Consider the following 12,604-nt stretch of genomic DNA (forward strand, 5'->3'; position numbering starts at 1 on the left):
GACTCACTGCTGTCCGTCCTTCGTGTCGATCCCGAAGACCTTCTCCCAGGCCGCGGTGCTGGTCAGCTGCGGGTGGGCGGCGCGGTAACGCTGCTGCATCTCCGGGAAGCGGGCGGCCAGCTCCTTGCGCAGGCGCATGGCCTCCTTGAACAGGCCGAGCGCCTGGCGCGGATCGCGCTTGCGGTAGACGACGCCGCGGCCGTCGGCCGTGGTGACGGTGACGCCGTCGACCTGCGAGAGCAGAAACCAGCGCGCGTCCAGCGTCGGCACGTTCAGCTGCGGGGTCTCATGGTGCTCGGAGTGCGCGGGACGGAAGTTGTGTACCAGGCCCTTTGCCAAGCGGACCACCTTGGCGATCGGGTTGGCGGGCTCGCCCACCGCCCCGACACCGATGTGGCTGGCCAGCGGCAGTTCGGTGGACGAGGGCAGGATCACCGCGTCCGGGTACTGCTTGCGCAGCTCGTGCACCGCGCCCAGCGCACTGGGCAGCAGCTGGAACAGCCGCTCGGGGCCGGCCAGGAAGTCGCGGATGGCGAGATTCTGGATCGCGACCGTCGAGTACTCCAGGCAGAGCAGGTGCTTCAGGGTGGCCTTGATCGTGTTCACGACCATGCCCCGCCCGTTGCCCGGCAGGTGCAGTGAGGCGACGACCAGGCGATTGCGCAGGTGGAAGTACGCCTGCCAGTCGATGGCGTCGTCCTTGTCGCTCCAGGCCATGTGCCACACCGCCGCGCCGGGCAGGGTGACGGTCGGGTACCCGGCCGCGCGGGCGCGCAGACCGTATTCCGCGTCGTCCCACTTCAGGAACAGCGGAAGCGGCTGGCCGAGTTCCTCGGCGACGCGGCGCGGGATGACGCAGGTCCACCAGCCGTTGAAGTCGACGTCGATGCGCCGGTGCAGCAGCTTCGAGTTGTCCCGGTCTTTGAGCGGGTACTTCGAGAAGTCGTGGTCGTATTCGACGTTCGGGGCCGCGGTCCACATGAAGATGCCACGATCGACCACTTCACCCATGACGTGCAGGTGCGAGCGCTCCTGCAGGTTGAGCATCTGACCGCCGACCAGCACCGGCGACTTCGCGAAGCGGGCGAAGGCCAGCGCGCGCAGGATCGAGTCCGGCTCGATCTCGATGTCGTCGTCCATGTAGACGATGTACTCGGCGTCGGTGGTCTTCAGCGCCTCGTACATGACCCGGCTGTATCCGCCGGAGCCACCGAGGTTGGGCTGGTCGTGAATGGACAGGCGATTCCCGAGCGCCGCCGCGGATTCCGCGAAACCGGGCTCGTCGACGACCTTCCTGGTGCCCTGGTCCGGGATGATGACGGCCGCGATCTTCTCCAGCACCAGCGGATCCGAGCCGAGGGCGGCCAGGGTCTTCACCGCGTCGGTGGGCCGGTTGAAGGTGGGCATGCCGACCGCGATGCTGCCCTCGCCGGGCGCCTCGATCGGCGCGTACCAGCCGCCGGACAGCAGCGTGACCGCCGTGTCGGTGGTGATGTCGAACCAGATCCAGCCGCCGTCCTCGAACGGGGCCAGGTCGGTCTCGAACTCGACGACCACCGAGTCGGCGCCGGTCGCCACCGCGAATTCCCTGCCCTGCACGTGGATTCGCGAGCCGTCGGCCTTGGAGCGGTACACGTCCACCCGGCCGTGCCCGGCCAGTTCCAGCCGCAGCACCACCGACGACAGGATGCTCCAGCGCCGCCAGTAGCTCGCGGGCAGCGCGTTGAAGTAGGTGCAGAACGAGACCTCGGACTCCGCGCCGATCGACAGCGACGTGCGGGTGGTCGCGTGCGCGCGCCGGGCGTTGGTCTGCGACTCCTCGACATAGAGCGTGCGCACGTCCAGCGGCTCACCCGGCCTGGGCAGGATGATGCGTTGCAGCAGCGACTTCGCGCGGGTCTCGGTGGTCATGTCTTCCAAAATGGATTGGGAGGTCATCGGTCTCCTAAGCCTCCTGGTCCACCAGCGGCGCACCGTCCGCCAGGTGCGGGTGCAGCACGTTGTCGAACATGCTCAGTGCGCTGCCGATCGCCATGTGCATATCCAGGTACTGGTAGGTGCCGAGGCGGCCGCCGAAGACGACCTTCGCGGCGGCGGTCTCCTGCTTGGCCAGCTCCCGGTAGGCCAGCAGCTTCGACCGGTCCTCCGGGGTGTTGATCGGGTAGTACGGCTCGTCACCGGTCTGCGCGAACCGGGAGTACTCCCGCATGATCACCGTCTTGTCGGCGGGGTATTCGCGCTCGGGGTGGAAGTGACGCGGCTCGATGATGCGGGTGTAGGGCACGTCCGCGTCGTTGTAGTTCATCACCGAAGTGCCCTGGAAGTCACCGACCGGCAGCACCTCGGTCTCGAAATCGATGGTGCGCCAGCCCAGTTCGCCTTCGCTGTAGTCGAAGTAGCGGTCCAGCGGGCCGGTGTAGACGACCGGTGCGTCCGGGTTCTCGGCGCGCAACTGCTCGCGCACCTCGAACCAGTCGGTGTTCAGCCGCACCTCGATCAGCTCGGAGGCGGCCATGTTCTCCAGCCACTTCGTGTAGCCCTCGCGGGGCAGGCCCTCGTAGGTGTCGTTGAAGTAGCGGTTGTCGAAGGTGTAGCGAACCGGGAGCCGGGTGATGTTGCCCGCGGGCAGCTCCTTCGGGTCGGTCTGCCACTGCTTGGCGGTGTAGTCGCGCACGAACGCCTCGTAGAGCGGTCGGCCGATCAGCGAGATGGCCTTCTCCTCGAGGTTCTGCGCGTCCTTGGTCTCGATCTCCGAGGCCTGCTCGGCGATCAGCTTGCGCGCCTCCTCCGGCGAGAAGTAGCGACCGAAGAACTGGGAGACCAGACCGAGGCCCATCGGGAACTGATAGGCCTGCCCCTTGTGCATCGCGAAGACGCGGTGCTGGTAGCCGGTGAACTCGGTGAACTGGGTGACGTAGTCCCACACCCGCTTGTTCGACGTGTGGAACAGGTGCGCGCCGTACTTGTGGATCTCGATCCCGGTTTCCGGATCCGGCTCGGAGTACGCGTTACCACCGAGGTGGTGTCGCCGTTCGATCACCAGAACCCGTTTACCCAGCACGGTGGCGGCGCGTTCGGCAACGGTCAGCCCGAAGAATCCGGAGCCGACGACGATCAGATCGAACTGTGAGGCGGAATGGACGGAGTTACCCGGGGACGATGCGACGGTCACGGGAGCCCAGAGTATCGGAAGTCCCGGCCGCGTCCGGGCGGAGTAGGAAGTGCGCTCGGCGGCACCGTTCGCGACACCCGATTTCACGCCCCCGACCTCCTGATTTCGCCGGATGTTTGCCGGAATGGACCGCACGGGCAACCGCCGGGCTGTTTACTCCCCATGGCCGGCGATCGCGCTCGGTTCGCGATGCTCCGTGGCGGTGGGCCACCACGAACCGGTGCGCGACGAAGAGGACTCCCTTCCGCTGCCCGCGAGCACCTCGGATGGATCCGTGCGGAGGTGCCCGGGAGCCGCCCGCGTCCGGATCCACCCCACCGCGCTCAGGCCGGGAAACCGACGTCCTGCTCGACCTTGTCCCGCTCGGTGTACAGCCGCCAGTAGTGGTCACCGAGTTCTTCGCCGCTGATCCGCACGATTTCGAGGCCGTCGGGAATCAACTCCGGGTGCTCGTCGACGATCTGCGCGGCTTTGCTGCCTTCGATCAGTGCGCCGATGTTGAGCAACCCCACGTAGACGCCGGTGCCGCGCAGTTCCACCTCGAGCTGGCGCAAGTAGCCCCGCTGCGCGGCCAGCGCGATGCCGAAGTTGGCGAGGTAGGGCGCCACGAAGTGCTCGGACGAGCCCGAGGAGAACAGCAGCGCTCCGTCGCCTCTTTCCACCATTTTCGGCGCGAGTGCCCGCGTCATCAGAATCGGTGAGTGCAGCTTGAGCGCGAGCGGCGCATCGAGGGAGGGGATGTCCACCTCCAGCGTCGAGGGCAGCCGGTCGCTCATGTTTCCCGCCGCGCCGTGCATCGCCACGTGGATCGGCCCGAAAGTCGCCTCGATCTTCTCGATCACGCCCGTGACCTGCGCGGCGACTGTCACGTCCGCGGGGAAGGCGGCGGCCTCGATGCCCTCGGCCCCCAGTTCCTCGGCATGTCGGCGCGCCTTCTCGGGATCGCGCCCGATGACGGCCACACGGAACCCGTCGCGTCCGAATCGGCGGCCGGTGCCGACGCCCAGGCCGGGGCCGTACCCGAAGATCGCGATGGTCTTGGTCATTTCCACTCCAGAAATTAAGTTGAGAGATGGTTCAAGTTCGATATAGACGGTAACCTAACTTGAACCCATGCTCAACATATCCGCCACGGCCGATTTGTAGGATCGGCCCGTGGACAAGCCGTTACGCAGCGATGCCCAGCGCAACCGGGACGCGCTCGTGACCGCCGCCCGCGCCGTCTTCGAGGAACGCGGCCTCGACGCACCGCTGAAGGAGATCGCCGCCCGCGCCGGGGTCGCCATCGGCACCCTCTACAACCGCTTCCCCACCCGCGACGACCTCATCGCGGCGGCGGTGGAGGACCGCATCGAAGCGGGCGGCCGCATCGCCGAAGTCGCGCTGGCCATGGACGACCCTTGGGAGTCGTTCGTCTATCTGGTCGAGCAGGTCTGCGCTTTGCAAGCCGCCGATCGGCTGCTCAGCGAACTCGCCGTGCGGGCGGCCCCCAGCCGCGCCGTCGCGCAGGCGCAGGAATACGGCCACGGCTTGATGCGCCGGATCATCACCCGCGCCCAGGAAGCCGGGGTCCTGCGGGATGACTGGGTACTGGAGGACATCGCCTTCATCACCTGGTCGCACACCAGAATCGTCGAGGCGACCAGCCACATCGCCCCCGAAGCCTGGCGCCGCCACCTCGGCCTGGTGCTCGACGGCTTGCGCGCGGAGGCCGCCCATCCCCTCCCGGTTCCCCCGATCACCGAAGACCAGCTGATGCACGCGCTCGGGCGCGACGACCTGGCCTAGTGGGCCTGTCGGCGTGGTCCCGTGTCGCACCGTGCGCGCAGGCCGCGCGTCAGTAGGGCGGTCGCGACTGCGGTGCGGGCGGGTGTTGGCCGAATTGGGACGCCGGTGGCTGGGCACCGGGCTGCGGCACCGGCGGCTGGAGACCGGACTGCGGCACCGGCGGCTCGGGACCGAACTGCGGCACCGGCGGCTCGGGACCGAACTGCGGCATCGGCGGCTGGAGACCGAACTGCGGCACCGCTGACGGGTGGCCGGGCCGCGGGAGCAGGGGTGCGGGTGAAGCAGTGCGGCGACCGAGCAAACTGGTCACGATCGCACCCAGCGCGACCGTGCAGAGAGCTGCCCCGACGATCAGGTAGAAGGGCGAAGCAGCCGACCGCGCGGCCAGACCATGCTCACCGCCGTAGGTCGCCGTGATCAGGCCGCCGAAGAATCCCCATGCGGAGCCGATCAGCACCGCGGGCCGCCCAGCGGACTTGCCGAACAGCATGAGGATCGCACCGGCGACCAGGACCACCGCCAGCAGCGCGGATACCCCCAGCAAGATCTCCTGCACCGCACGAATACGGGAGGCAGCCCACCAAGCGTCGAAATCCTTGGAGGCATCCGGGATTCCGCTGGCCGGGGCGTTGAGTTCCCCGATGCCGAGCAGTGCACCGACACCGATCCCGCCGCCACCGAGACAGGCCGCGATCACCGCCGACGCGACGTGCCAAGTCGACGGCGCTCCGCTGCCCTGTCCCCCGGGCGGAGCAAACGAATTGTTCATCGAACCCCCCTTCGATATCGAACCCTACCGGCCCCTCCCGACAGAAATCGACCCGAAAGCGGCTCTCGCACAGTGGAATGGGCGGCGTTCACAACCGGGCGGACGACGGCCGGTACGCGGGCATGCGTACCGGCCGCCGGAGGGTTGTGCTCTACAGCCGCTGCTCGGCGTAGACCTTCATCGCATCGCGCACGAACTCCGCGGTACCCGCACCGTGGACGTCGTAGTTGACCGCGAAACGCGGATCGGCCACGTACATCTCGCCCAGGTTGACGAACGCCTCCTTCACCACCGGACGACCCTGCCACCCGATGCCGATCCAGTCGTAGTGGCGTTGGACGATGGCCTGCACCTCGTCGCTGTCGGGGGTGAGCCCGTCGGCGCGCGCACGGCCGTAGTCGGCGGCGATGTCGAGATGGGTCTGCTGGAAGGTCTTCTTGTCCGCGTCGGACATCGAGCGCCACCAGCGGTCACCGCTCTCGTAGGCGTCCTTGCCCCAGCGTTCGATCACCTCGTCCTTGTATTTCGTGTGGTCGAAGCCGTCGAAAACTTCTGCTGCCACGAGTTGTTCACCTCTTTCCGTCTTGTGCAGCGTGGTGTGCACCGACTCGATCAGCCGCCGGATCCGATCCTGTTCCTGCCGAAGCAGGTCCAGGTGCGTGCGCAGCGCGGCGGCGGTGTCCTGCTCTCCGGCAAGGACTTCGGCGATGACCGGAAGCCCGAGGCCGAGTTCGCGCAGCAGCAGGATGCGTTGCAACCGCACGAGGGAGGCCTGGTCGTAGAACCGGTATCCGTTGGCGCCGATCCGGCTGGGCGGCAGCAGCCCCAACTGCCCGTAGTGGCGCAGCGTGCGGCTGGTGGTACCGGCCGCCTTCGCCAGATCTTGGATGGACCATTCCTTGGTGACCACGACTTGTCCTCCCTCCTTACTCTCGTCGGTGTAACCAGCTTGCAAGTTGACGTTACGTCAAGGTCAACCCCCGATATCCGGGCGATTTCCGGCTCGGCGCAGGCTCTGATCGGCGCGACCAGCACTGGCGACGGCACAAAACGAGCCGGGACCTCGCGGGCACCGACCGTCCGGCCGAGCAGGGTTCCGCCCAGCGCGATCGCCATGCCGGGCACTGGAGCGGTCCGGATCCCGCTCACCGAACAGGGCCACTCGCTGACCGATGACCTGCTGCTCCAGCACATGATCGACCACAGGGGCTGCGCGCGGCACTCGACGGCACCATCGCGCCGGCGACCGGCCGGACTACTGCCGAGTCGGCCGAGCCGCTGGGCGACACACCTCGGTAGTGATCATCGCGAGGGGTTGCGGGCTAAGCCCCACCGCCCTGCGTGGTGGTAGCACCGAGCGGTGTCCCACCACGGGGTGCGATAACACCGGACTGGGCGACGCCACCACCACGCGAGGTAACCCCGGGTTCAGCCGCACCGGCAGGCAAGGCATCGTCTGCCGGAGCCGCACTGCCAGGCGAAGCAACATCTGCCTGAGCCGCACCGTCAGGCGCGGTGGCTGTAGGCGGGATTTCATCACCCCGGGCGGTGGCATCGGACCGAGCCGGATCACGGGATGCGATTGCAGAAGACATAGACCCATCACCGGGCTGCGCACCGTGCGGCGAAACAGCGTCGGGCTGAGCGCCACGAGACGCCGTGGCGGGCTGATCCACACCCGCAGGGGCGACAGCGTCGGCCTGAACCGCGCCGGGCGAGATGACACCGGCCCCACCGGGTGCGGTAGCACCAGGAGAAGGCGCCGCGCCAGACGACGCCCCGGGCGGGATTCGTAACGGCTCACCCGCTTCCGGAACCGCCTGCAACATGCGTGAGTAGTCCACGACCTGCGCGCCCAATGTGGGCGTCACGATAATGACGCCGTTGGTGTAGAGCCGGTAGGTGCCCGCGCGACGCGGCAGGATCATCTCCGGCCCGAGCGGCGTACCGATCGTGCTGGTCGCGCCACCGATACGGCGATACTCGGCATCGATCGCCGACTCGGTGACCGCCGCCTGTTCGCGCGGATCATCGGGTGGCGCGGTGGTGGTCGACTCGCCCGGCGCGGGGCCGACCTCGAGGGTCCGGATGTCCGCGGGTTCCCCGCCGTCGGGCGCGGCCGAGTACTCCGTGCGCAGGATCCGGCCGTCGCGCAGCAGGACCGCACCGGCCGTTGCCGAGACGGCGGCCGCCGTCCTCGGATCCTCCTGCGCGGTGCCGGGATACCGCTGGCAAGCGGTGGTGTCGCAGGTCTGCGCGTACGGATAGCGCTGTTCGGCAAGGGCATAGGAGCGCGCCGCGATCGCCTGGGCGCGTATGGCCTCCGCCGCGCCCTTGTCCGCCCAGTTGGGCTGCACCTCCGCCGGGACCACGCCGAGTAGATAGTCCTCGACGTCCACCTGGTTGATCGTGCGGGCCGCGCCGTCCTCGAGGGCGACGCCGAGCGCACCGCGATACGCCGAACCCCCGCACAGCGTGAGATGTTCCGCCGCAGGGCGGTTCGGCCGGGAGTCGACGGGATGGATCCAGGGGTCGTCGGTCTCGGCCTGCCACAGCACGTCACCGGCGCAGCCCGCCGTAACGACCACGCCCGCTCGGCCACCCGGCTGCGGCGTCAGGTGCGCGACCTGACCGGGCGCCACCTCCCTGCCCGCCACGCGCAGGCCGGCGTCCGCGAAGGCGTCGAGAGCCGAGTTGTCCCGCGTCATGAGACGAACCCGGACGGCGGTGGGCGCGATGGTGGTGAGCGTCGCGCCTGGGTAGTAGTGCTCGAGGATGCGTTCGGCTGCCCACCCCGCTCGCGCGTTCTCGAACGCGCCCACCTGGCTCATGCCGCGCCCGTGCCCCGGTCCTGCCAGAGGGCGATATGGAGCGTCCAGTGCACGTCCGGAATGCACGAAGAGCGTTCCAGCTACCATTCCGAAGCCGATTAGCAACACAATCGATGGCGAGTGGAGGCGCAGCTGTCGCCGATGCGGACGCACGACGCGCGATCGCTCCGAAAAAATGCCCTTTACCAGCATTGTTCCGCTCTCGGTGTGCTCAAATTACGAGGCATCCGTTCACTCCCGTGGTTTCCTCAGACGGTCGATCTCCATCTTTTCTGCACGTTCAGTAGATGCGATAGCAATCAACAAGCTACATTCAGGCAATCACATAATCCTCAACCAGAGGTTTAGTTATGTGACAAATGTGGCTATTGTGATCATTGCTACATCAGGAAGCAACCCTGAATCACTCATGATCACTGGTTCGACCTGATTGGAGACGCTCGTGCGGTACCGCAAACCGAAACGTTCCTACGTGCTCCCAGTTGTCACCACCCTCGCGGTAGCTGCCCCACTGGGCACGCTGACGTTCGGCGATTCGACCGACTACCGCACCACCACCGACAGCGAACCGGCCGCCGTAACGGCCGAACTCGCCGAGGTCGCGCTCACCCAGGCGCCCGATATCGTGCTGCCGCTGCGCGAACTCACCGGGTTGAGCCTGCCTGATCTGCATCTTTCCGATCTGCGCATGCTTCCGATCGCCGAGTCCATTCCGATTCCGGATGGCCCGCTACCACCGGACGCGCGGCTAACGGAGGGAATACGACTACCCAGCTCGAATTCCGGCCAAACCTCCGGCCCGGAATTCACTCCGAATCGTTCGCCGGAGAGCCCGAATTCCGCAGCTCAGCCCATCTCCCAGGGCAGTGTGCGCTTCATCGCGGAGCCCGACCGGCTCCAGCCGGGCACCACTCCCGACACCCCCGCGCTGTCTCCCGGCGCCGTGACCCCCGAGCTGATGAGCCAAGTGGGGGCACAGGTGAAAGAACTCTCCAGCGACACGCCGTTCAGCATGGTCGCGCTCACCGCCCGGCAGCTGGCCGACACCGCGGCCACGATCCGGGCTCGGCAGCCCGACGGCACGTGGGGGCCCTGGTACGACACCGAACCGGTCGACACACACCGCACCGACCGCTCCGGCCCGGGTGCGACCGACGGCACCGAGCCGATCTACGTCGGCGATACGAACGCGGTGCAGGTCCTGGTCACTCGAAAGCAGGCTGCGGCAGGCCCGATTCAGCCGGTGGCGCAGCCCGCACCCAGCGCGGACGACGCGGCGCAACAACCCGCCCCGCGTTCCGACGACCCGGCCCCCCAGGCCGCGGACCTGACCGCCGTGCTCATCGATCCCGGTCGGGGCGCTGCCGACGGCTCGCTGCACAACGTCGCCGCGGCGCTGCCCGGCGGCGGACCGAGCGTGATCACCCGCGACCAGTGGGGCGCCGACGAATCGATCCGCTGCGCCGAGCCGACCTACGACGACGGCCTCGGCGGCGTCACCGTGCACCACACAGCGGGCCGCAACGACTACAGCAAGTCCGAGTCGGCCGGAATCGTCCGCGCGATCTACACCTATCACGCGAAAACGCTGGGCTGGTGCGACATCGGCTACAACGCGCTGGTCGACAAGTACGGCCAGGTCTTCGAGGGGCGCTTCGGCGGCCTGGACCGCCCGGTGCAGGGCGCGCACGCGGGTGGGTTCAACGAGAACACCTCCGGCGTCGCGCTGATGGGCAACTACGAATCCGAGCAACCGAGCGAGGCGGCGATCGAGGCGATCGGCGCCTTCGTGGGCTGGCGCACCAAGATCGCCGGACTCGATCCCAAGGGCAACACCACGATGGTCTCCGAGGGCACCTCCTACACCCCGTATGCCCAGGGCGAGTCGGTCCAGTTGCCGGTCGTCTTCGCACACCGCGACGTCGGCAACACCACCTGCCCCGGCGACGCCGCGTACGCGCTGATGGATCGGATCCGCGATATCGCCGCCGGTACGCCGGGTGCGTCCGGCGGGCAGGACAGTCGACCCCCGGCATCCGGCGAATCCGATGTGGCGAACCTCGCCGCGCTGACCACGAAGCTGCTGAACATGGTGCAGGAGAACATCATCGCCAGGCACTGGTCCCAGTCCGGCGGACCGAACGGCCCGCTCGGCGCCGTCCGCTCGGACGTGCTGCCCGCCGCGGGAGGCCGACAGTACGCGAAATTCTCCAACGGTTACGTCTACACCGCGGCCAACGGACAGGTCGTCGAGGTGCTCGGCTCCATCCTGGATCGCTTCCTGCAACTCGGCGCCGACACGGGTGTCCTCGGACTCCCGCTGCAGAACGCCTACCCGGTCCCGGACGGCCTGCGCGTCGACTTCGAACGCGGCTCGCTGATCCTCAACCAGCTCACCGGCATCGTCACGACCGTGTGGAAGACCTACAACGACACCTACCGGGAGCAAACCCACCGGGACCCGATCGCGGCCCAGGTCAGCGCGCCGATTCCGCCCCACGCGCCTGCTCCGGCCGCATCGGTTCCGGGCGGCGCTCCGGGTCAGGGTGTTGCCCAGGCCCCGGCCGCTCGGACTCCGGGCGATGCCCCGGCCCAAGGCGGTGCCCAAGCTCCGGCCGCTCGGACTTCGAGCGCTCGGACTCCGGGCAGCGCCAAACCCCAAGCTCCGGCCGCCCAAACTCCGGGTAACGCCCCGCCCCAAGCTCCGGCCGCCCAGACTCCGGGTAACGCCGAGCCCCAGGCTCCGGCCGCGCAGACTCCGGGTAACACCCCGCCCGAAGCTCCGGCCGCCCAAGCTCCGGGCAATGCCCAGCCCCAAGGCGGTGCTCAGGCTCCGGCCGCCCAAGCTCTAGGTGCCCCCGCTCCGAGCTGACGCCCCGGCTGCTGTGCACGCTCCGCCGATCGCTTCCGAAGCAGGGACCCCGCTCACCCAGACTCCGACAGAGTCAGGCGCTCGCGCCCCGATCGGTCCGTCCCCGGCGGAACTTCAGCAGGCGGCCACCATCCAGCCGCTACACGGTCCGGCACCCGCGGTTGCCGACCCAGCCCAAGCCGCATCCACACCCTCACCCGAGGACTGATCGCGAACCACTCAGCAGGTCGGACTGATTCGGAGCCCGCGCCACGGCGCGGGCTCCGGCTGTGTACCACCGCTACATCCACCAGCGTTCGAGAATTCGCGCGACTCCGTCGTCGGAGTTCGATTCGGCGATCTCGTCGGCGGCGGCGATAGCCTCGGGGTGGGCGTTGCGCATCGCGACGCCGTGGCCCGCCATGGTGAGCATGGGGACGTCGTTGGGCATGTCGCCGAACGCGACGATGGTCGACTCGTCCACGCCGAGCCGCTGCGCGACCACCGCCAGCCCGGCGGCCTTGGTGATGCCGGGCGCGGACAGTTCGATGAGCCCGTGCTCGGTCGAGTAGGTGATGTCGGCTCGCTCACCGATCAGCGGGGCGAGCACGGTGCGCATGTCCGAGCTGCGCGCGCCGGGTAGCCGGATCAGCATCTTGATGGCGGGCGCGTCGATGACCTCCTCGCGGGCGACCGAGGTGTCGTCCGGGTTGAGCCAGGCGTGCTCGTACTGCGGCGAGCTGACGAACTGCGGGGTCACCGCGTCGTGCGCGCGCTCGCCGACGCGTTCGGCCGCCAGACCGCAGCCCGGCAACGCCCGCTCGGCGACGTCGGCGAGCCAGGCGAGCGTCGGCACATCCAAGGTCATGCTGGCCAACACCCGGTCGGCGGCGCTGTCATAGATCACCGCACCGTTGCCGCACACGCACAGCGGGGCGTAACCCAGGCCCTGCACCACGGGATCGATCCAGCGTGGCGGACGCCCCGTGGCCAGCACGAACGGCACACCGTCGGCGATCAGGGCGCCTACCGCTGCCTTGGTCCGCGCGGTGACCCGCTCGTCGTGATCGATGAGCGTGCCGTCCACATCGGTGGCGACCATCTTCGGCTTGGGCAGGTGCAGGGGCATCACCCATTCCATCCTGCCGGACGACGCCCGTCCGGTCCTGCGGGCCGGTGTCCGGCCGAGCCTC

At 68.4% G+C, this 12,604-nt stretch carries 9 protein-coding genes; 2 read left to right on the plus strand and 7 right to left on the minus strand.

Annotation, left to right across the window (positions count from 1 at the left end; all coding sequences use genetic code 11):
- Positions 1–3 precede the first annotated feature (3 nt).
- The 3 genes from ACGF7Y_RS09085 to ACGF7Y_RS09095 form a co-directional block, all read right to left on the minus strand.
- Positions 4–1,938, minus strand: coding sequence for a glycosyltransferase (locus ACGF7Y_RS09085; protein WP_393231229.1), 1,935 nt, complete (start codon positions 1,936–1,938; stop codon positions 4–6).
- Positions 1,939–1,945: 7 nt separating this feature from the next.
- Entirely contained in the window at positions 1,946–3,172 is a 1,227-nt protein-coding gene (gene glf / locus ACGF7Y_RS09090) for a UDP-galactopyranose mutase (RefSeq protein WP_062967159.1), read from the minus strand.
- A 323-nt stretch (positions 3,173–3,495) separates the two neighbouring features.
- Entirely contained in the window at positions 3,496–4,218 is a 723-nt protein-coding gene (locus tag ACGF7Y_RS09095; protein WP_393231232.1) for an SDR family NAD(P)-dependent oxidoreductase, read from the minus strand.
- 109 nt (positions 4,219–4,327) lie between these two features.
- On the opposite strand from ACGF7Y_RS09095, the gene ACGF7Y_RS09100 reads away from it, so the two are divergent.
- Positions 4,328–4,960 (plus strand): TetR/AcrR family transcriptional regulator, encoded by a 633-nt coding sequence (locus ACGF7Y_RS09100; protein ID WP_062967155.1) that lies wholly within the window; start codon positions 4,328–4,330, stop codon positions 4,958–4,960.
- A 49-nt stretch (positions 4,961–5,009) separates the two neighbouring features.
- Here ACGF7Y_RS09100 and ACGF7Y_RS09105 read toward each other — a convergent pair whose 3' ends face one another.
- The 3 genes from ACGF7Y_RS09105 to ACGF7Y_RS09115 form a co-directional block, all read right to left on the minus strand.
- The gene (locus ACGF7Y_RS09105) at positions 5,010–5,729 is read right to left on the minus strand and encodes a hypothetical protein (protein ID WP_393231235.1); all 720 of its coding nucleotides are present in this window, start codon (positions 5,727–5,729) and stop codon (positions 5,010–5,012) included.
- A gap of 151 nt (positions 5,730–5,880) precedes the next feature.
- Positions 5,881–6,639 (minus strand): MerR family transcriptional regulator, encoded by a 759-nt coding sequence (locus ACGF7Y_RS09110; protein ID WP_393231237.1) that lies wholly within the window; start codon positions 6,637–6,639, stop codon positions 5,881–5,883.
- Positions 6,640–7,051: 412 nt separating this feature from the next.
- On the minus strand, positions 7,052–8,560 hold the full coding sequence (locus ACGF7Y_RS09115) for a SpoIID/LytB domain-containing protein (RefSeq protein ID WP_393231239.1): 1,509 nt from the start codon (positions 8,558–8,560) through the stop codon (positions 7,052–7,054).
- A 442-nt stretch (positions 8,561–9,002) separates the two neighbouring features.
- On the opposite strand from ACGF7Y_RS09115, the gene ACGF7Y_RS09120 reads away from it, so the two are divergent.
- Positions 9,003–11,432: an N-acetylmuramoyl-L-alanine amidase gene (locus ACGF7Y_RS09120; RefSeq protein ID WP_393231241.1), complete on the plus strand. Its 2,430-nt coding sequence runs from the start codon at positions 9,003–9,005 to the stop codon at positions 11,430–11,432.
- A 280-nt stretch (positions 11,433–11,712) separates the two neighbouring features.
- Here ACGF7Y_RS09120 and ACGF7Y_RS09125 read toward each other — a convergent pair whose 3' ends face one another.
- A complete protein-coding gene (locus tag ACGF7Y_RS09125; RefSeq protein ID WP_357123073.1) occupies positions 11,713–12,540 on the minus strand; it encodes an HAD family hydrolase in 828 nt (275 codons plus the stop codon).
- Positions 12,541–12,604 lie beyond the last annotated feature (64 nt).

Source organism: Nocardia sp. NPDC047654 (genome assembly GCF_043205035.1).
Classification (GTDB): Bacteria; Actinomycetota; Actinomycetes; order Mycobacteriales; family Mycobacteriaceae; genus Nocardia.

What these genes read in the sequence shown, in the direction of transcription:
- ACGF7Y_RS09095 (WP_393231232.1), bottom strand. Translation starts at nt 4,218, where the DNA reads ATGACCAAGACCATCGCGATCTTCGGGTACGGCCCCGGCCTGGGCGTC.
- ACGF7Y_RS09105 (WP_393231235.1), bottom strand. Translation starts at nt 5,729, where the DNA reads ATGAACAATTCGTTTGCTCCGCCCGGGGGACAGGGCAGCGGAGCGCCG.
- ACGF7Y_RS09115 (WP_393231239.1), bottom strand. Translation starts at nt 8,560, where the DNA reads ATGAGCCAGGTGGGCGCGTTCGAGAACGCGCGAGCGGGGTGGGCAGCC.
- ACGF7Y_RS09085 (WP_393231229.1), bottom strand. Translation starts at nt 1,938, where the DNA reads ATGACCTCCCAATCCATTTTGGAAGACATGACCACCGAGACCCGCGCG.
- ACGF7Y_RS09125 (WP_357123073.1), bottom strand. Translation starts at nt 12,540, where the DNA reads ATGCCCCTGCACCTGCCCAAGCCGAAGATGGTCGCCACCGATGTGGAC.